The organism is Microbacterium oxydans (genome assembly GCF_006540085.1).
Lineage (GTDB): Bacteria > Actinomycetota > Actinomycetes > Actinomycetales > Microbacteriaceae > Microbacterium > Microbacterium oxydans.
In genome coordinates, this window is sequence record NZ_BJOG01000008.1 from 460,800 (window position 1) to 480,976 (window position 20,177).

At 69.1% G+C, this 20,177-nt stretch carries 15 protein-coding genes; 8 read left to right on the plus strand and 7 right to left on the minus strand.

Features of this window, described 5'->3' with window-relative positions; genetic code table 11:
• Positions 1-79 precede the first annotated feature (79 nt).
• Complete coding sequence (locus tag MOX01_RS16525; protein WP_170224293.1) at positions 80-3,289, minus strand: S8 family serine peptidase; 3,210 nt, start codon at positions 3,287-3,289, stop codon at positions 80-82.
• 167 nt (positions 3,290-3,456) lie between these two features.
• Here MOX01_RS16525 and MOX01_RS16530 point away from each other — a divergent pair, with 167 nt between their 5' ends.
• On the plus strand, positions 3,457-4,002 hold the full coding sequence (locus MOX01_RS16530; RefSeq protein WP_045264328.1) for an ECF transporter S component: 546 nt from the start codon (positions 3,457-3,459) through the stop codon (positions 4,000-4,002).
• Here the strand turns inward: MOX01_RS16530 and MOX01_RS16535 are convergent.
• The gene (locus MOX01_RS16535) at positions 3,974-5,311 is read right to left on the minus strand and encodes a heparan-alpha-glucosaminide N-acetyltransferase domain-containing protein (RefSeq protein ID WP_082682648.1); all 1,338 of its coding nucleotides are present in this window, start codon (positions 5,309-5,311) and stop codon (positions 3,974-3,976) included. The genes MOX01_RS16530 and MOX01_RS16535 overlap by 29 nt on opposite strands.
• A gap of 182 nt (positions 5,312-5,493) precedes the next feature.
• Between MOX01_RS16535 and MOX01_RS16540 the strand changes: the two genes are divergently transcribed.
• Genes MOX01_RS16540 through MOX01_RS16555 form a run of 4 tightly spaced genes read left to right on the plus strand, consistent with a single transcriptional unit; the run spans position 5,494 to position 9,609 of the window.
• A complete protein-coding gene (locus MOX01_RS16540; protein WP_141370583.1) occupies positions 5,494-7,203 on the plus strand; it encodes an ABC transporter ATP-binding protein in 1,710 nt (569 codons plus the stop codon).
• Complete coding sequence (locus tag MOX01_RS16545) at positions 7,200-8,018, plus strand: energy-coupling factor transporter transmembrane component T (RefSeq protein ID WP_141370585.1); 819 nt, start codon at positions 7,200-7,202, stop codon at positions 8,016-8,018. Before MOX01_RS16540 ends, MOX01_RS16545 begins: the two co-directional genes overlap by 4 nt.
• 11 nt (positions 8,019-8,029) lie before the next feature.
• Positions 8,030-8,905 (plus strand): siderophore-interacting protein, encoded by an 876-nt coding sequence (locus MOX01_RS16550; protein ID WP_141370587.1) that lies wholly within the window; start codon positions 8,030-8,032, stop codon positions 8,903-8,905.
• Positions 8,902-9,609 carry an ECF transporter S component gene (locus MOX01_RS16555; RefSeq protein ID WP_230977972.1) on the plus strand — a complete coding sequence of 236 codons (708 nt, stop codon included), beginning with the start codon at positions 8,902-8,904 and terminating at the stop codon, positions 9,607-9,609. Before MOX01_RS16550 ends, MOX01_RS16555 begins: the two co-directional genes overlap by 4 nt.
• A gap of 135 nt (positions 9,610-9,744) precedes the next feature.
• On the opposite strand, the gene MOX01_RS16560 is transcribed toward MOX01_RS16555, so the two are convergent.
• From MOX01_RS16560 to MOX01_RS16575, 4 genes are all read right to left on the minus strand, one after another.
• The gene (locus tag MOX01_RS16560) at positions 9,745-11,178 is read right to left on the minus strand and encodes an HNH endonuclease signature motif containing protein (protein WP_230977973.1); all 1,434 of its coding nucleotides are present in this window, start codon (positions 11,176-11,178) and stop codon (positions 9,745-9,747) included.
• 171 nt (positions 11,179-11,349) lie between these two features.
• Positions 11,350-12,447, minus strand: coding sequence for a serine hydrolase domain-containing protein (locus MOX01_RS16565; RefSeq protein ID WP_141370589.1), 1,098 nt, complete (start codon positions 12,445-12,447; stop codon positions 11,350-11,352).
• Positions 12,448-12,557: 110 nt separating this feature from the next.
• Entirely contained in the window at positions 12,558-13,721 is a 1,164-nt protein-coding gene (locus tag MOX01_RS16570) for an acyl-CoA dehydrogenase family protein (protein ID WP_046746493.1), read from the minus strand.
• Positions 13,722-13,873: 152 nt separating this feature from the next.
• Positions 13,874-14,803 carry a M15 family metallopeptidase gene (locus MOX01_RS16575; protein WP_141370591.1) on the minus strand — a complete coding sequence of 310 codons (930 nt, stop codon included), beginning with the start codon at positions 14,801-14,803 and terminating at the stop codon, positions 13,874-13,876.
• Between the two features lie 74 nt (positions 14,804-14,877).
• Between MOX01_RS16575 and MOX01_RS16580 the strand changes: the two genes are divergently transcribed.
• Both MOX01_RS16580 and MOX01_RS16585 read left to right on the plus strand, forming a co-directional pair.
• On the plus strand, positions 14,878-15,957 hold the full coding sequence (locus MOX01_RS16580) for an Rv2578c family radical SAM protein (protein WP_141370593.1): 1,080 nt from the start codon (positions 14,878-14,880) through the stop codon (positions 15,955-15,957).
• A gap of 47 nt (positions 15,958-16,004) precedes the next feature.
• The gene (locus tag MOX01_RS16585; RefSeq protein WP_046746496.1) at positions 16,005-16,544 is read left to right on the plus strand and encodes a YaeQ family protein; all 540 of its coding nucleotides are present in this window, start codon (positions 16,005-16,007) and stop codon (positions 16,542-16,544) included.
• Positions 16,545-16,616: 72 nt separating this feature from the next.
• Here MOX01_RS16585 and MOX01_RS16590 read toward each other — a convergent pair whose 3' ends face one another.
• Positions 16,617-18,881: a DEAD/DEAH box helicase gene (locus MOX01_RS16590; protein ID WP_141370595.1), complete on the minus strand. Its 2,265-nt coding sequence runs from the start codon at positions 18,879-18,881 to the stop codon at positions 16,617-16,619.
• Between the two features lie 295 nt (positions 18,882-19,176).
• On the opposite strand from MOX01_RS16590, the gene MOX01_RS16595 reads away from it, so the two are divergent.
• Positions 19,177-20,073, plus strand: a complete 897-nt coding sequence (locus tag MOX01_RS16595) for an aldose 1-epimerase family protein (protein WP_174799797.1) — start codon at positions 19,177-19,179, stop codon at positions 20,071-20,073.
• Positions 20,074-20,177: the final 104 nt, after the last annotated feature.

Genomic DNA, 20,177 nt, shown 5'->3' on the forward strand with positions numbered 1-20,177 from the left:
GGATCGCCTGTTTCCGAGCGCCACGCACACGACGCCCCGCGGAAGGGAGACCGCGGGGCGTCGTGTGTGTGTGGAGGGGCTACTCCGGCTTCGCCGTCTCCGGCGCACTCGTCGGAGGCGCGCCCGTCGGTGATGCCTCGGGTGCCGGGGTCTCCGGTGCCGGGGTCTCCGGTGCCTTCGTCTCCGGTGCCGGGGTCTCCGGTGCCTTCGTCTCGGGCGCCGGAGTCTCCGGAGCCTTCGCCGCCAGCACGTCGACCGTCAGGACGGTGCGCACGTCGGATTCGCCGTACTGCACGACCCCGAGGTAGCGGGTGCCGGCGGTCAGGCCGGTCCAGCCGAGGTTGTACGACGTCTTCTTGCCGCGCACCGCGGCGAGCGGGTTCGGCGTTGCCGTGAGGTCACCCTCGCCGTCGGCCAGCACGTTGGCGTAGGTCATGTCCCACGTCATCGGGCCCGTCGTCGAGTAGATGTTCGCCACCACCAGGTAGGTTCCGGCCTTCGGCGACGGGATCGTGACCTGTTCGTCCGCCGAGCCGGTGGCCGAACGCCAGCGCTCGTAGTACTGCAGGTCGTCCGGGCTCACCACCCGGTACACGGTGAGGTCGAGGTCGCTGCCCTTGTCGTCCGACGAATCGAGGTCGAACCGCGAGAGGGTCGTGCCCTCGGGTACGTTCACGATCCACGAGACGTCCTTGTTGGCGTCGCCCGACTTCTCGTCACCCGAGTGCCCCTCGACGGGGTTGTCCGCGTCGGCGAGCAGTTCGAACGGCGTCAGACCCGAGAGTCCGAGCGCGAGGTCACCGGTGAGACCGGGGGTGATCTCGACAGCGGTGCTGCCGTCGACGCCACTGCCCGTGACCTCGGCCGGCGCATCGGCCGTGACCGGGAACAGCGCGATCGGCGAGCGCACCGAGTTCTTCGCACTCGTCCAGGTGAGCGAACCGGTGGCCCACTGCTCCACCGGAGCCGTGGCGTTGTCGAAGGTCACCGTGAACGTCTTGGTCTGGCCCGGACGGTCGAACTTCAACTGCTGCGGCGTGACCTTGACGTTCACTCCGGGCACCGAGGCCTTGGCCGTGAAGGTGCCCTTCTCGGTCGAGGTCACCGTGCGGGTGACGGTCTGTGCGCTGGTCAGGGAGCCGATCGAGATCGACGCCTGGTTCAGATCGCTGCCGTCGATGGGGTCGATGCCGGGGAAGTCCGACAGTCCCTTCCCGTCGAGGAACGCCGCCCAGTCCTTCACACCGTTGAGGTAGAGCAGACCCGGGTTCAGGTAGCGCTTCGGGTCGACCTGGCCTGCACCCTGCTCGAACGGATTCGTGTTCTTCGATCCGTCGGGCAGCACGGTGTCGTAGGCGGTGGTCATCATCGCCGACTTGATCTCCGCTGGCGTCGCCTTGGGGTGCTCGCCGAGGTAGAGCGCGGCGAGGCCGGCCACGTGCGGGGAGGCCATCGACGTGCCGGAGAGGATGCCGAACGTCGGCTTCTCCCCCGGAGCGTTCTCGGTCGCCGCGAGGATCGCGACACCGGGAGCCGCGACATCCGGCTTCATCACGTCGCTGCCGTCGGCCAGCATGGGCCCGCGGCTCGAGAAGCCCGCGATCTGCGGGGTCGGGGTGACGACGCCGGTGGTGTTCTCACCCACAAGGGTGATGGGACGATCCACGCCGCCCTGCACATACGCGAGCACGGCCGCGCGGTGCACGGCGTTCAGGTGCACGGTCGGCACCGCGTGGAAGTCGTTGTCGAGCGAGTCGGCGCCGCCGGGCACGTTCACGAGCACCATGCCCATGCCGCCGGCGTCCTTCACGACCTGCGACTTCTCGGCGCGGGCGTTGCCGCCACGGTCGCAGACCACGATGTGTCCGGCGACCTTGGCAGGATCGAGGGTGCCGGGCAGGCAGAGCTGCGGGGTGACGGCGCCCGCCGCCGCGGCGTCGACTGCGGCGATCGACGGGCCGGTGACCTTCTGACCGAACGGCACGCTCACCGAGGCTCCGGCCTGCGCGAACCCGTCGAACTGCACGGTGCCCTCCCAGGTCGGGATGGTCGATGCGGCCACCGTGGTGTACCAGGGCGAGGCGTGGTCTGCCGTGACCGGGTCAGGTCCGTCGTTGCCGGCGCTCGTCGCCACGAAGACGCCTGCTGCTGCGGCGTTGAAGAACGCGAGGTCCTCCGGGGCCATCACGGTGCTCGCAGCTCCGCCGCCGATGGAGTAGTTGATCACGTCGACGCCGTCGGCGACGGCCTGGTCGATCGCGGCGATCAGGTCGCTCTGCGCGCAGATGTCGTCGGTGGTGACCGTCGTGTCGGGGCCGACGTAGCAGGCCTTGTACGCCGAGATCTTCGCGGCCGGGGCGACACCCGAGATCGTGCCGAAATCGACGTTCTCGATGCTGGCCTTGACCTTGAAGTTGCCCGCCGCCGTGCTCGCGGTGTGCGAGCCGTGGCCGTCGCCGTCACGCGGCGAGAGGTAGTCGTACTGGAAGTCGAAGCCGGCGGCCTCGGCCCCGGCGTAGAAGTACTGTCCGCCGATGAGCTTCGAGGAGTAGTCGCTGGTGTCCCAGTCCTGACCCTCGACCATCGCGGCCTGGAACTGCCCGCCGTCGGACTTGTCGAAGTAGACGTAGGTGCCGTCGGTGTAAGGCTGCCCGCCCTTGTTGCGGTTGTGCTGCTTCTTCTGCTTCTTGATCTTCTTCCCCTCGAAGGAGGGGTGCTCGGGGGCGATGCCGGTGTCGATCACACCGACGACGACGCCCTCTCCGGCGGTCGCGACCCCTCCGGTCTGCTGCCACACTCCGCCCTTGCCCTTGCGGTCGTCGCCGAGGCCGAGGTAGTCGGTCGAGCTCTGCGCGTCGGGGTGACGGATCTCATCCGGGTAGACGCCGAGGACGTCCTTCGAGGCGCGGAGCGCATCGACCTGCTCGCCGCTGAGGTCGGCGCTGAAGCCGTTGAGGACGACCTGATAGGTGGTGTCCGGCGTGACCCCGATGTCGCTGACGAGGTCTTCCTGCTCGGTCTGGAGATGTTCGACGTAGCGCTGCGAATCCTGCGACTGCGTCTCGAGCTGGTCGCCTTCGGCGGGCTTGGTGGCCTTCAGACCCTTGACGTCGCCCTCGTAGGTGGCGAGCGGATCCGACTTCATCACCACGATGTAGTGCCCTGGTGTGCCTGCGACGGGGACGGGGTGCGTCACCTCCTCCGTCGCGTAGCCCGCGGTTGCCGTCGATGCGATGAACAGCGTGGCCAGGGTGGTGGCTGCCGCCATCCGGAGGGGTGTTCGACCCATGTGGTGCTCCCGATGATCACGGTGCGGCCCTCTTGCTGCACCGCGGCCAACATATGCCCGACCCTGGCGATTCTCAGGAAGTCTGGCCGATCGGTCACCCGGCATTCGCCGATCGGCCAGGGTTATCCACGGCCGCCCTCGCGATACGTCGACAGTAAGCTGGAGAGGTGGCCCGCACCTCTGTCCTGACGACCCGCGTCCTGCTCGTATGCGCGGCCATCGGGGTCGCCACGGGCATCCTCGCCGGTATAGCCGGGTGGGTGACTCCGGTGCTGCTGGCGAGCCCCCTGCTGTTCCTCTACGGCCTGGTCCTCGGCTCGCACGTGCTGCCGGGCATCATCGCGCAGGAGGTGCTGCGCCTCCCGCTCGTCGCGCTGATCACCCATGTGTTCGCCGCTCTGATCGCGAGCGCCTTCAACCCGGCCTGGGCGCTGCGGTTCATCGGCACCGCTCTGCTGTTCGGCCTGATCCAGGAGGGGGTGGCCGCCCTCACCCGCTACCGCTCCTGGGGCCCGTGGCGCTTCTTCCTCTCGGCGGCGATCATCGGCGTCTTCGTGGCGGTCGTGGTGTTCTTCGCCGCCCACCTCTCGGTGATGCCGCTGTGGGCGCAGATCCTCTACCTCGCGATCTCGGTGCTCGGGCCGATCGCGTGGACAGCCATCGGCCTCGCGATCGGCTCGGCACTCAGCCGCGCCGGCGTCGCCCGCCGCTAGGCACTCCGCCCAGCCGCCGCGCGACGGCGCCCGAGACCGAGCTCACGAGCGCCTCGAGTGGACCGCGACGCTTCAGCGCCGCCAGGATCGCGCCGATGACGATCGCGCCAAGGATGTGGACACCGAGGATCGCCGGCCCCAGGTACCACCACGGGAGATCCGTCGACGCGTCGACCGCACCGGAGAGCAGCACGAACGAGGTGGCCGCCGCGGCGAGCACGTGCACCGTGTAGACCGTGAGCGGAGCGGCCCCCGCCGCCCTGACGGGCTCGAGCACGCGAAGCGCGGACTTGGGGAGGACTCCGGCGAGGAACAGCATGCTCGCGATGACGAAGAGCGCGATGCCGACCCCGCGCAGAATGTCGAGGGTCGTCCCCGTGTGCGGCGTCTGCAGCACGAGCGCCCACCACTGCGGAGAGAGTGGAGCGCCGAAGCCCGGCGTGCCGATGATGCTCTCGGTGGCGGCAGCCGCCTCGGGCGGCAGGGTCGCGACGAGGACCGCGCGCCCGAAGAACTCGTAGACGAGGGCGCTGGTCGACACGGCGAACACGGCGAGGAAGGCGCCGATGCCGGCCGTCCACGCGAGGAATCGCTTCTCCGTCCCGTTGCGCCGAGCGGCGATCAGCAGTGTGGCGACGGCCATCCCGACGAGAACGTAGACGATCCAGGTCACGACGGGATAGGTGCCGGTGACGAAGATCGCGCGCAGCGCCACCGCCGGCTCCCCCCACTGCGGCCAGGACACTCCGCCGCCCTCCCCGATGACCCCCAGGGCCTGTCGCAGGAAGGCGTTGAGGATCGGCCCCGCGATCGCGAGGATCGCCGCGGAGACGAGCAACCAGCGCGGACTCACCCTGAGGAACGGGATGCTGCACAGCATGGCGACACCGAAGTAGACGAGGACGACCACGATGCTTCCCGGCGCCAGGGCGAGCGTCGCCCCGATGAGGATGACGAGCACACCCCGCACAGCCATCGCCCACCGTGCGGCGGCGACGTGGCCGCGTTCCAGGTAGGAGCGGGTGGCGAGCACGACGCTGATCCCGCCGACGACGGCGAACAGGGTCGAGGCGTTCCCGTCGACGATGGTCGACACCCCTTCGACGTGGCCTGGCAGGCCGGCCGGCGGGAGCAGGTGGGCGCAGAACATGCCGATGATCGCCAGGAAGCGCGCGAAGTCGATGCCGACCATCCGGCCGAGCTCGCCGCGACGACGTGCCGCATCCGACTCGGGTGGAGGCGTCGGCTGCTCCCTCCGCGCCGTACGGTGCGGTCGGGCGATCGTGTGCGTGTTCGTGTCTTGTGGCACGGTGCTCCCTCGTTCCTGCGGCGCCCGGTCGGCGCCTCTACGACGATGCCGGTTCTTCGGCCGCTCCACGTCCGTCCACCGGATGATCGATGTCATCCGCCGGAGGGCTTCTGTGCGCGTGGATAATCAGGTAAGGCTCAGCTAAGTTAGAAGGGTACGATCCGCCGACCCGGGACTCCGCCGTGCGCCCATCCGCGCCCCTGCTGAGCGTGCGTGACCTCTCCCTCACCCACGCCGATGCGGCGCACCCCTCTCCGCGTGATGTGACCTTCGACATCGATGCAGGAGAGGTCGTGCTCCTGCTCGGGCCCTCCGGTTCGGGCAAGTCGACGCTCACCCTCGCCCTCAACGGGCTCATCCCGCACGCCCTCCCCACAGCCATGATCGGCACGGTAGAGGCCGGCGGCATCGACACGGCGAGCGCCCCGACCGCGACTCTGAGCACCCGCGTGGCGATGGTGTTCCAAGACCCCGATGCGCAGATCGTCACCGGCAGTGTGTACGACGAGGTCGCGTTCGGCCTCGAGAACCTGCGACTGCCGCTCGACGTGGTGGAGAGTCGCGTCGAGGAGGCACTGCGCCGCGTCGGGCTCTGGGAACGGCGCACGGTGAACCCCGACCACCTCTCCGGCGGCGGACGGCAGCGACTCGCGATCGCCGGTGCCCTCGCGATGGGCTCACCCCTCATCGTGCTCGACGAACCGACCGCGAACCTCGATGCCCAGGGCATCGACGACGTGTACGCCGCGCTCGCTGAGGTGGTCGCTGCGGGTGACCGCGCCATCCTGCTCGTGGAGCACAACCTCGATGCGGCTATGTCGTTCGTCACGCGGACGATCGTGCTCGACCGCGAGGGTCGGGTGGCTTTCGACGGACCGGCGGCCGAGATCATCCGCGAGAACGCCGACGAGCTGGTCCGGATGGGCGTGTGGCTTCCGGCCGCCACCCTGACGGCGCTCCGACTCCGGGGTCAGGGGTTCACGCTCGATCCGCTGCCGCTGTCTCCCCAGGAACTCGCCGTCGCACTCGAAGGTCAGCCGGTCTCGTCCCTGCCATCGAGCCATACGACGTCACCGAGCCGTACGACGTCGTCCCCCTCGACGACGAAGAGCGACGCCACGACACGGGTCGAGCCGATCATCCGCGCGCGAGGGCTGACGGTGCGCCGACGTCGTGCCGAGATCCTCCACAGTGTCGACCTCGACCTCGCCCCCGGCAGTCTCACGGCCATCGTGGGTGCGAACGGGGCGGGCAAGACCACGCTGATCCAGGCACTCGCGGGCGTCGTACCGCCACCGCGTGGACAGGTGTCGGTCGACGGCATCGACCCGGGGACCGCGTCTCCCCGCGACCTCGCCGCACGGATCGGGTTCGTGTTCCAGAATCCCGAGCACCAGTTCATCGCCCCGACGGTGTTCGACGAGCTCGCCCATGGGCTGCGGCTGCGCCATGTGCCCGACGCCGAGATCACGGCGAGAGTCGACGAGATGCTCACGCGCTTCGGACTCGAGCACAAGACGGACGTGCATCCGTTCCTGCTCTCGGGCGGTGAGAAGCGGCGCCTGTCGGTGGGCACGGCGCTGATCACCCGGCCCCGTGTGCTGGCGCTCGATGAGCCGACCTTCGGACAGGACCGTGCGAGAGCCGCCGAGCTGCTCGATCTGCTGCAGGAGCTGCGCGCGGACGGGACGACCATCCTGATCGTCACGCACGACCTGCAGTTGGTGGCCGAGCACGCCAGCCACGTCGTGCTCCTCGCCGAGGGTCGGGTGCGGGCGACCGCCCCCACCGCCGCGCTCCTGCAGGACGAACTGCTGTTCACGGATGCAGGGCTGCAGCTGCCGGCCCTGCAACGCGTGCTGGCGTCCGCCGGCCTCGGGGTGAGCTCATGACCGCGACGACGTTCGACCCCTATGCACGCATGACGGCGACGTCGCGCCGGCAGTTCCTCTACGCACTGAATCCGCTCGCGAAAGTCGCCGGCTTCGCACCAGCGATGGTGCTGCTCGTCTTCGTACGGGATCTGGCGACCCCCGCCGCGTTCCTGGTGCTCGCCTATGCGCTGATCCTGGTCGGCGCGCGTCTCACCGTGCGGCTCCTCGCCCTGCTGCTGCTCGCTCTCCCCGCCGGGATGCTCCTGATCGGCATCGGCTTCTCCCTGTGGGTCGACACCGGACTGGTCCACGACTCCATTCCGGTCGTGCGCATCGGGGACTGGACGCTCTACAGCGGGGCCCTGCTCCTCGGCTTCGCGACCGCGCTGCGGCTCGGCTCGATCGTCGCTCTCGCACTCGTCGGCGGGCTCACCACCAGCGGGCCCGACCTGGTGCGGGCCAGCGTGCAGCAGCTGCGGGTACCGTATCGGATCGGCTACACGGCCTTGGCGGCCTTCCGTTTCGTGCCGCGGTTCGGGCATGAGCTCTCCGTGATCAGGGCGGCCCATCGGGTGCGCGGGTATCACGGCGGTCGCGGTCCGTTCGCGCGCATCGCCCGGGGGTGGGGGTACATCGTGCCGCTGCTCGCCGGCGCGATCCGCCACGCCGAGCGCGTCGCGTTGGCGATGGACTCGCGGGCGTTCGGTGCACATCCGACGCGCACCGAGCGGTACCTGGTCCCGTTCCGGACGCGAGACACCGTCTTCACGGTCGCGACCCTGCTGGCCTCTGCAGCCATCTTCGTCGTCTTCTTCCCCTGGCAGCTTCCCTGAAAGGCGTCCTGATGGCGTTCAGCAAGATGGTCAAGCCCGAGTCGTCCGAACTCCTCCACCTGACGGTGCTGCGCACGGAGCATCTCTCGGCGCACTGGATCCGGGTGACGCTCGGCGGTGGTGACATCGAGGGGTTCCGGCCGATGGGGTTCGACCAGTGGTTCCGATTGTTCCTGCCGATCGGAGGGGATGCCGGGCTCGACCGGGTGCCGGCGAAGGCGAACAAGGTGTTCGGGTACCTGAAGTTCCTGCGCATCCCCGACGGTGAGCGTCCGGTGATGCGCAACTACAGCGTGCGCGCGTACCGTCCGGCGACCGCGGACGCCGGCGCCGAGATCGACGTGGACTTCGTGCTGCACGGCTCGGCCGCGGACGGCACCGCCGGCCCCGCGTCGCGATGGGCGGAGACCTGCGAGCCTGGCGAGCACGTGCTGATCATCGACGAAGGCCTCACGTTCAACCCGCAGCGCGGGGTGGAGCGGGTCGTGCTGGTCGGCGACGAGACCGCCCTGCCCGCGATCTCCTCCATCTGCGCCTCGCTGCCGGCCACTGCGACGGGCACCGCGATCGTGGAGGTGCCGAGCGACGACGACGCTCTCGCGTTCACGCATCCCTCGGGCGTCGAGGTCGTGTGGATCGTGCGGCCGCATGGCATCGCTCCCGGGGCGCTCGCCCTGGAGACGCTGGCACGCGCTGCCCTGCCGGATGCGCCGTTCCACGCATATGCGGCGGGCGAGCAGGCACTCGCCTCAGGGGCGCGCAAGCATCTCGTGGGCACGCGCGGGGTCGACAAGAATGCCGTGAGCTTCTGCGGCTACTGGAAGATCGGCGCCTCATCCCCCGCCTCGAAGGCCGCGCGCGACGCTGCAGCGGAGCCCCTCGCGTGAGCGGAACGGATGCAGCCGATGGCCTCGCCTCCAGGGGATCAGTGGGAGATGCTCCCGCAGCAGCAGCCGGACATCGCGCGTCAGTCGCCGGTGGACGATTCCGCTTCCCCACCGCCATCCTGCTGACCTGTGCCGCGCTCGGCGTCGCCGGGGCGGTGCTGCTCGCGCCGATGAACTGGTTCTCGACGCTGCTGACCGGGCCGCTGCCCTTCGTCGGCATGGCCCTCGCCGGCCTGTGGCTGTTACCGTCCGTGATCGCGCTGAGGCTGCTGCGGAAGCCGCTGGTCGGACTCCTCGTCGCGCTGATCGCCGGCCTCGTGATGGTCCCGTTCTCCGGGTACGGTTTCAGCAGCGTGCTGACGAATCTCTGGTGGGCGGCGTTCACGGAGCTGCCGTTCCTGTTCGTGCTCTGGCGCTACTGGGGAACGTGGATGCACTACGTCGGCGCCGTCGTCGTGGGCGTCGTCTACCCGATCTCGGCGTGGGCCTGGTTCGATCTCGGATCCATGTCTCTCTTCGCCCAGGTCGCCTTCTTCGCCGTGACGATCGCCAGCTGCGTCGGCGGCACCGCCCTCGGCATCCTGATCGCCGACCGTCTGCGCAGGGCAGGAGTGGGCAGGGCAGGAGTGGGTAGGGCAGGAGTGGGTAGGGCAAGAGTAGGCAGCGCCGGAGCGGGCAGGCCAGCTGTCAACGGGCGCCGCTGAGCCTCAAGAGCACAGCCGCCCTCATCACACTCCTCAGGCGGGGTCGACCGGTGCCGTAAGACGGAGCACATCGCACCGTCGGGCGGTGTCCTCACCCGAGACCCCCCACCAGACGACCGTCACCAGAGACCAGCCTCACCAGAGACCAGCCTCACCAGAGACCAGCCCACCAGAGACCGACATCCTCACGCAGCGACGTCGAGGCGTGCGCGACCGCCGAGCCTCGGGGTCTGCGCAGGATCGACGTATCGCGGCGGAATGAACCACACCCGCGCCCCCGCTCCCAGTCCCCCTCCTACTCCCGCCCCCACTCCTACTCATACTCCCGGCATCGTCGATACGGATCTCCCACCCGTTGTCGTGGATGCGGTGGTGACACGTTTCGCACAGCAGTACCCCGTTGGAGAGGTCGGTCGGCCCGTGATCTCGTTTCCACCAGCGGATGTGATGGGCCTTCGTCATCTCGGGCGGCAATCCGCACATCGCGCATCCCCCGTCGCGCTCCACCAGCGCCAGCCGTTGTGCGCGGGTGAACAGCCGCTTCTGCCGACCCCATTCGAGGATCTCGCTGTCGCCACCGAGAACGCACGGGATCACACCGCCACCGGCCGCCATCCTGCGCGCAGCTCCGACGCTGACCGGATGATCGACACCATCCAGGGTCGCCGACCCCGTGCCGGCTTCCAGATCGTCGAGGTTCATCCGCACGATCACCGTCGCACCCGCTACCGGCACCCGCTGCTCGCACCCGAGCACGTGCGCACAGAACACCGCCAGAGCATCAGCTTGGATCATCGGCACCGTCCGGCGGTCCGCATCGGGCGCACCCTCGTCGGGCGCATCTTTTCGCGCGGCGAACGCGGCGGTCACGTACCCCCGGATCGCGGTGACCACCGGAGCCGCGGTCTCGACATCGAGCACCGCGTTCAGATGCACCATGCCGTCACGCTCGAACAGGGAAAGCGCACGTCTGTTGCGCCGCTCATCCTCCCTGGGCTCCAGACCGTCCGGGTCGAGCCATGCTTCCGCGCGGACCACGAGCTTGCGCACATCGTCGAGCGCCAAACCCGCCGCTTTCTCCGCCAGCACCCGCTCGCCTTCGGCGATACGCTCCGCTCCCGCGGCGATCCGACAGCGATCGAGGAGCGCGATGATCACCGCGGCGGCCGGGGCGCCGAGCGCACCCGAGTCGAGTGCCGCACTCACCGACGGGTACTTCGCCGGCAGAGGGGCGCCCAGGAGGTCACTGCGGGGTGCAGTCGCTTCGCCCACCTTGACGAGGCGCGAGGCATCGCCCGTCGACACTCCCGTCGCAGCCGCGATCAGCGTCGCCGGATTGCGGTAGCCCTGCTGCTTCGCCAGGCTCTCCGCGCCGAGCTCTGGACGCGACTCACGCGATATGCACGCCGCCACCGAGACATGCACGGCATCCAACCGACGCCGCAACACTCCGATCGACTCGCTCACCGCCATCAGCTGTTCGCGAGACAGGTCTCCGGAGTCGTCGGCATCCGACCACGCCTCATCGAGGCGGGACATCGCCTCGTGCAACGCGGTCAATCTGGACATGCTTCATTTTATCGCGGATCGCGCCGAGATTCGAAGATTTGTTCGATCGCATGCCGGTGAGACCGGTATCCCGAAAGCCACCCTCCCCGGACCGACCCACCAGGCCCGCCAGGCCCACCAGGCCCGCCAGGCCCGCCCGGACCACCCGGACACAGGAGCCGCCGGAGTGCCTCACTGCACGTCGGTGAACAATCCCATGACCTCGGGTCCCATCTCGACCTGGCTCAGGACGACGCGGAACGAGCCGTCCTGGTCGATCCAGAAGTCCGTCCCATGCCCACCCGACCAGCCGAACCGGCCGACGTGCTCACCCTCGGTCTGCACCGCGACGCCGAATCCCCACCCCGTGCCCTCCCAGAATCCCGGGAAGAAGCTGTCCGCGGTCTTCGCTGCGGCCGGCACCTGGTCCGAACGCATCAGCGCGAGCAGCTCCGGGTCGAGGACGACACTCCCGCGATGGCGCCCGCCGGCGGCCAGCATCCCCGCGAACACGGCATAGTCGGCGGCCGTCGACACGAGTTCCGAGTGATTGAGATCGAACGGCGCAGGCGCGACGGAGAACCCTGCGGCCGCCGGCTCGATCTCGACCAGCTGGCCCTCCTGGTGCCGGTATGCCGCGGGCAGCCGATGCGCCTGGTCGACGGGAACCGTGAAACCCGTGTCGACCATTCCCAGCGGTCCGAAGAGGTCACGCCGAAGGTGCTCCTCCAGCGACCCGTCGACCACTCGTGAGAGCAGGATCCCGAGGATGCCGAAGGAGTGGTGGTAGCGCCATCCGGTGCCGGGCTCGAACGCGAGCGGGAGCGCGGTCAGCGCGTCCAGCCACTCCTGTGCGCCCATCGCGACCGGCTCCTGCCCCGCGGCCGTCCGATTCCTGATCATCGCCTCGGCGAGCGGCGACGACGCGACCTGCACGCCGTAGCCCGAGGTGTTGGTGAGCAGATGACGCAGAGTGATGGGCATCGTCGCAGGCGCGACGTCGTCGAGGGGAGCATCCGGCACGCGCAGCACCTGACGATCGGCGACCTCAGGCACCCACTTCTCGACGGGATCGTCGAGAAGGAGGCGCCCCGCCTGCACGAGGCGCAGTGCGGCGACCGCGAGGATCGGTTTGGTCATCGACTGGATGCGCACGATCGCATCCGCCGGCAGGTCTCCGGCCGCGACGATCTCGAACGACCCACCGGGTTCACCGTGCACGCCGATGATCCCCGGCGCCGTGCCTCGCGCGACGTGTTCATCCAGGATCCGTGCGAGCGACGTCGTCATGCAGTCGATTCAACCGGGCGCAGCACCCCTGTCCACGCCTCGACGGCGATAGGGCAACGACGAGAAGAGGCCCCGGATGCGAAATCCGGGGCCTCTTCAGGGGAGGCGCGTCAGCGCTTGCCGGCGATCTGACGCCCGACGAGGTCGCGCATGATCTCGTTCGTGCCGCCGTAGATGCGGTGCACTCGGGCATCGGTGAACGCGCGGGCGATCGGGTACTCCATGATGTAGCCGTAGCCGCCGTGCAGCTGCACTCCCGTGTCGAGCACCTCCCACTCGCGTTCGGTCGCCCAGAACTTCACCTTCGCGGCATCCTCGGCGGACAGCTTCCCCTCCGAGTAGGCCCGGAGCGCGCGGTCGATGTAGGCCCACATCGCATCGGTGGTCGCGGACATGTCGGCGAGGCGGAAGCGGGTGTTCTGGAAGTCGGCGATGCGCTCACCGAACGCCTCGCGGTCCTTCGTGTAGGCGATGGTCCAGTCGAGGGCGGCCTGTGCGGCTGCAGCTGCGGCGACGCCGATCGAGAGGCGCTCGAGTGGCAGGTTCAGCATCAGCTGGATGAAGCCCTGACCCTCTTTGCCACTGATGAGGTTCTCGTCGGGGACGAACACGTCCGTGAAGCTGAGCTCGGCCGTGTCCCAGCCGTGGAAGCCCATCTTGCTGAGCTTCTTCCCCTGGTCGAAGCCCTCCATGCCCTTCTCGACGAGCAGGAGGCTGAACGCGTCCGGGCGGTTGCCCTCACCGGTCTTGACGAAGGTCACCACGACGTCGGCGGTCGTGCCGGAGGAGATGAAAGTCTTCGCACCGTTGAGGATGTAGCCGCCGTCGACCTTCTTGGCGTTGGTCTTGATCCCGCGCAGGTCGGAGCCCGCGCCGGGGTCGGTCATCGCGAGGGCGCCGAGCACCTCGCCGGTGGCCATGCGGGGCAGCCACTTCTCCTTCTGCTCCTGCGTGCCCATGTGCACGAGGTAGGGGACGGCCAGGTCGTCCTGGATGCCGAACGCACCGGCCAGCGAGCCCGCACCGGAGGCGATGACCTCCTCCATGACGATCGTGCGGAAGCGGTAGTCCTGCAGCATCCCCGCGCCGCCGAACTCCTCGGGGACGGAGAGCCCGATCAGACCGGCCTCGCCGGCCGCCAGCATGGTCGCGCGGTCGATCTCGCCCGCGGCATCCCACCGCTCGATCGCTTCGCCTGTCACGTGGCGCTTGACGAAGTCCTTGACCAGGTCCCGGAAAGCCTCGTGATCCTCGTCGTAGATGTCGCGTTCCATGCCGTCCTCCTGAACGTGTCGTGCATCATTGCTCCGGTGATTCTACGACGCCGCGGAGGCCGGGGACAGGACGTTGTGAGAATGCATCCCATAAAACGTGAGACTGGGTTCCGCGGTTGTCGGATGCCGCAACCACGGAGTTCCCACCCGGTTCAGTGCGAGTAATCGGGCGCAGCGGGGAGCCCGAAGAACTCCTCCAGCGTATGGAATCCGCCCTCGTGGTATGCCGCCGCCAGGTCGACCCCGACATAGCGGAGGTGCCACGGCTCCGGGGCGTATCCGGTGACCGGGGTACCGACCTGCTCGTAGCGCACGATGAATCCGTACTCCCAGGCGTGAGCGGCGACCCAGTCGCTCTGGGCGGTGCCGCCGAAGCCGTCGAGTCCGCCGCAGCCCGCACCGCACGCCACCACATCGAGGGCGAGACCCGTCTGGTGCTCGCTGTGACCGGGGCGAGCCGAGCCGGCATCCGCCTCCGCCTGCCCCTGCGAACGCACGTGCGAGCCGTAGGTCGTCACCTGAAGACCATAGGAGCGGTAGCCGTTGTTCGCCCCGATGCGTCCCACGCCGGCCGCGGCTGCCGCATCCGCCATCCGGCCGACGGCGGCGGCCACATCGGAGCGCACACGTCCGGACGGCGTCGTCATCTGCAGCGGCACCTGAGCGAGGTCCGCCGGCTCGTAGGCGGGGGGATTCAGTGGCAGCGACTTGTTCACCACCACCCAGAGGCGTGCGGGGTCGCTGAGCGAGACGCAGGGGGCATTGCCCGCCACCACCGCTTCGCGAAAGGCCACCCCTCCCCCGAAGCCCGCGATCGCGCCCGCATCGTCGCCGTTCGCGATGGCCTGCTGCACCGACGGCTCGGCACAGGGGTCGGCCGCCGTGGTCGCAGCGACCTTGACCGGCGGGACCTGCATGACCGCGACCGGCACGGGCATGACCTCGGCGTCGGACGACGGCACCGGACCGGACCCGATCGAGCAGAGGATGCCGATCGCCGTCAGGGCGACGCCGATCGGGAGAGCGGGTCCGCGGATCGGGGACCGCGGCGCCGCATGCTGAGCGTGCGGCAGAAAGGGCATTGGTCCATCATCTCATTCGAAGATAGTTGTGAGAGCGGCTTGCATGATGATCGATCATCTGTTCGAATGGTCGAATGCGGTGGCAAGGACAGAAACTCGGCGAGACGGATGCGTCCGCGCTCCCCGGCCTCGAAGACCGATCCAGCGTTCTGCGCTCGGTGACCACGCCCGAGTTCGCGGGCATGACGTTCCACGAGGTGCTGTCGAAGTCGGCACTGAACCATGTCCCCGGCGCCTCGCGCATGCCGTTCGCATGGACTATCAACCCGTACCGCGGATGCTCTCATGCCTGCGTCTACTGCTTCGCCCGCGGCACGCACGAGTACCTCGACCTCGACGGCGGCTCCGATTTCGACTCGCAGATCGTCGTGAAGGTGAATGTCGTCGAGGTGCTCGAACGCGAGCTGCGCAAGGGCAGCTGGGAGCACGAGACCGTCGCCCTCGGGACCAACACCGATCCGTACCAGCGCGCCGAGGGCCGCTACAAGCTCATGCCGGGGATCATCCAGGCCCTCGCCGCATCGGGAACCCCGATCTCCATCCTCACGAAGGGAACGCTGATCCGTCGAAACATCCCGCTACTCGTGAAGGCCGCGCAGCGTGTGCCGATCGATGTGCAGATGTCGATCGCGATGTACGACGACGACCTGCAGAAGGCCATCGAGCCGGGGGCACCGACGACGCAGGCCCGCCTCGACACCGTGCGAGCACTGGCGGATGCGGGTTTCCCCGTGACCGTCTTCCTCATGCCGATCATGCCCCATATGACAGACTCCCTCGCCGCGATCGACAGCGCCCTCGTGCGCATCAGAGAGGCCGGTGCACGCTCGGTCATCTACGGAGCCCTGCACCTGCGACCCGGCGTGAAGCCGTGGTTCTTCCAGTGGCTCGACGCGAATCGCCCCGACCTCGTCTCGTCGTACCGCGGCCTGTACCCGGGAGCCTCCGCCGAGGCGCCGAAGGGGTACAGACAGTGGCTCGCGAAACGCACTCGTCCGCTCATCCGCATGCATGGACTCGACGGCCGCCACGAGGACGACTACCCCCGGCGAGGCCTTCGACCGGGGCAGGGTCACGTGCAGTCGGGCCCTCGAGTGGCATTCGCACCCAGCGCGCGATCCGAGGCATCACCCGCACAGCCGATGCTCTTCTGAGAGCGCTGGTCCGGCGCTCCTTCGCCGGCCGCGTAGGCTCGGGGATCATGGCGATCGGTTCCACAGTCCACACATTCGAGGTGCAGCTCGCTGACACCGATCGCGGCGTCTACGAGGACTACTCGCTGCGCGCGGCCCGGCATCCGTCCGAGACCGATGCGTACATGCTCACCCGGGTGCTCGCCTACGGGTTGGAGTTCGCCGAGGGCATCGCGTTCGGTGGCAGCATCTCCTCGACGGAGGAACCTGCAGTGCTCGTACGCGACCTCACCGGGCTCATCACGGCCTGGGTCGAGATCGGCGCGCCCGATGCCGAGCGCCTGCACTACGGCAGCCGTCTCGCCGAGCGCACCGTCGTGTACACGCACCGCGACCCCGCCAAGGTGATGGCACCGTGGACGGACAAACGCATCCACCGCCGCGAGGACATCCGCGTCTACAGCTTCGATCCCGGGTTCATCGAGACCGCTTCGGCCCTCATCGAGCGCCGGAACACCATGACCCTCACCGTGACCGAGGGCGTGATCTACCTCGACCTCAACGGCACGAACCTGACTTCCGCCGTGCACGTGCACGAGCTGGCCTGACCCCGCGCCCACACTCCCCGCACGACGAAGGCCCCGCCTGCGAGCGCAGAACGGGGCCTTCGTGAATGAGACTCAGGCGGTCAGGTCGGCCGCGGTCGGCACGCGACCGGCGATCTCCTCGATCACGTCGTCGTCCAGACGGGCGTTCTCGAACGGGGCGTCGATCTCGGCGCGATCGAGCAGCTCGGTCATGCGGCGCTGACGCTGGCGCGTGATCAGCGTGACGACGCGACCCGAGCGACCGGCACGACCGGTGCGACCCGAGCGGTGCAGGTACGTCTTGTACTCGTCGGGCGCATCGGCCTGGACGACCAGGTCGATGTCGTCGACGTGGATGCCGCGGGCGGCGACGTCCGTGGCGACGAGCACGTTCACGCGACCCGAGGTCAGCCGCTCCAGGTTGCGCGTGCGCTTGGCCTGGTTCAGGTCTCCGTGCAGCGAGACGGCGGGGATCCCGGCGTCGTCGAACTGCTCGGCGAGCATGTCGGCGTAGGCGCGGGTGCGGGCGAAGACGAGCGTCTTGCCGTCGCGGTCGACGAGCGACGTGAGGATGTCGGCCTTGTCGCGGTGCTCGATCACGAGAACGCGGTGCTCGATCGTCGAGGAGTCCTGGTCCTCACCTGCGACCTCGTACACGGCGGGGTCGACGAGGAACTCGTCGACGAGCGCGGCGACCTCGCGGTCCAGCGTCGCCGAGAACAGCAGCTTCTGGCTGCCTTCCGCGGTGTGACGGAGGATGCGCTGCACGGGCTCGACGAACCCGAGCTCGCACATGTGGTCGGCCTCGTCGAGCACCGCGATGCGGCAGTCGGAGAGGTCGAGCTTGCCCTGGTTGATGAGGTCCTCGATGCGACCGGGGGTGCCGATCACGATGTCGACGCCCTTCTTGAGCGCACCCACCTGACGGCCCTGCGGCACACCACCGTAGATCTGCGTGGTGAACAGGCCGACGCTGCGCGCGATCGGCTGGATGGTGCGGTCGATCTGCAGCGCGAGCTCGCGGGTCGGAGCGAGGATGATCGCGCGCGGCGAACGTCCGAACTCACGGCGCTTGCCTGCCTGCGACTGCAGCACACGCTCGACGAGCGGTGCGCCGAAGGCGATGGTCTTGCCGGAGCCGGTGCGGCCACGGGCGAGCACATCGCGACCGGCGAGCACGGCAGGGATGCTGGCGGCCTGGATCGGAAACGGCGTCGCAGCGCCCATTCCGACGAGTGTCTCGACGATGTTCGAACCGAGACCCAGATCGCCGAACGTCACACCATCGACCTCGACGGCCGCGACGGACTTCGCTTCGAGGCGCTCGTGGACGACATCGTCACCGGGCGCGAACTTCGCTCCGGTCGAGGCCGGACGGCTGGTGGCATTCCAGTCGTTGCGGCTCGGGCGCTCATTGCGTGCCGGGCGGCCACGGGTGTCCGAGGTCAGCGGACGAGGACGCTCGGTGCGGTAGGCGCCGCCGGTCGACGGACGCTCGCGCCCACCCTCGAAGGAACGCTGGGTGCGGTCGCGGTCGAAAGCACGACGTGCGCGGTCGGCGTCGTAGGAACGCTCGGGGCGCTCGTTGCCACGGTCGTTCGAGCGGGTGCGGTCGAAGCTGCGGTCGTCGCGCCGCGGACGCTCGTCGCGCTCGAACCGGGGACGGTCGTTGCCGCGGTCGTTGAAGCGGGGACGCTCGCCGCCACGGTCGCTGTTGAAGCGGGGACGCTCGCCGCCACGGCGATCGTCCCGAACCGGACGTCCGCCATCGCGGTGGTCGTTGTCGCGGAAGCCCTGACGCTGGGTGCCGGCACCGCGGTCGTCGCGACGCGCACGGTCGTCACGGTCATACCGGGGGCGGTCTCCGCCACGGTCGTCACGGTAGGTGCCGGGGCCGGTCGGACGCTGTCCGCCACGGTCATCGCGACGCGGACGGTCGTCGAAACGGCCGCCGGCGCTGGGACGGTCGTTGTAGCGAGGGCGCTCGGAGCGGTCGTCGTTGCGGTGGTGCGGAGCCTCACGGCGCCCGGACTCGGCACGGTTGCGAATCGCGCGGGCCTCATCGCGGCCTGCGCGCTCGGACGCACCCCACCGCTGCTTGGGAGCGCCGCCCTCGGCCTCGGCCGGGCGGTAGCCCCGGTGACCGGCGCTGCGGCTGCCCGGACGACGGTCGTATCCGCCTGCGGCGGGAGCGGAGCGGCGGTCACCGGCATCCGCGCGTCCACCGCGCTCATCGCGCGCACCGTCGCGGGCGGGCCCGCCGTTGTGGCGATCGTGGAAGGAGGTCTTCTTGGCGCCGTAGCGCGGCTCGAAGTTGGCGGCGGGACGCCCGCCGCGGGGCTTCTTGTTCTTCGGCATTGCGGTGTTCTTTCTGTGTTCTCGCACGAGAACAGCGCCGCGCACACGCGCGAGCACCCAGCGCGTGGTCGGATGCGACCAGCGGGGTTCCGGACTGTCAGCGGCCGGGGCCATTCATGTGATGGTTGATTTGCGTCGATCGACGCTCACCATCGGCCCCTGGACTCACACTTCACACACATAAAACGTCCGCGCCAACGCGCGGGTGTCCGAAGCCGACCGTTCAAGTGTAGCCGACGCTCCTGAGAGACCGCACAGACCCCCGGTGCCGACCGGGTGCCTCTACGCTGAGGGAGTGATTTCCGTCTCCCCCACCGGCACCCAGATCGCCCTGCAGCTCGGCGACGTCACCGCCCAGATCGCTCAGGTCGGCGCCTCCCTCCGTTCGCTGCGCATCGGGAGCGTCGACCTCGTGCCGCCGTATCCCGAGGACTCTCCGACCCCATCGTGCTCCGGAGTGGTCCTCGCCCCGTGGCCGAACAGGGTGCGTGATGGCCGATGGGACGATGCGGGTACGGTCAGACAGCTCGCCATCACGGAGCCCAAACTCGGCAATGCGAGCCACGGCCTGCTGCGTTTCACCGCCTACGAGGTCGCCCAGACCGAGACGGCAGCGGTGCTCCGCGCGACGATCGTGCCCCAGACCGGATACCCGTACCTGATCGAGACCGCCGTCACATACACCCTCACCGCCGACGGCATCGATGTCGTGCACACCCTGACCAACCGTTCGACCGGCCCAGCCCCGGTCGCTCTCGGAACCCACCCCTTCGTCACGATCGGCGACGTCGATCCGCACGACCTCGTCCTGCGGATCCCCGCGGAGACCGCCATCGAAACGGATGAGCGGATGCTGCCGACCGGCACCCGACCGGCCGACGCCACCCTGCGAGAAGGGGCGCGCCTCGGCGATGTCTCCCTCGACACCGGCTTCGCAGACCTGACCCGCGACGCGGACGGAATCGTCCGTCACTCCCTCACCGCACCGGACGGCCGACAGGTCACGCTCTGGCAGGGAGAAGGCTTCGACTACGTGCAGGTGTACACCACGCCCGCCTATCCCGGACAGAGCCTGGCCGTCGCGATCGAACCCATGACCGCGCCCGCCGATGCGCTGAACAGCGGCCTCGGCATCCGGCGCCTCGACCCCGACGAGACCTGGACCCTGCACTGGGGCATCACCCTGAGCTGACAGCCCCACGCTCTCTCCGCGACAGCCCCACACTCCCTTCGCGAGCATCCTCCGCGAAAACGGAGACCGAATGACGCCCGGCCGGCGAGTCGGATGGGGACTCG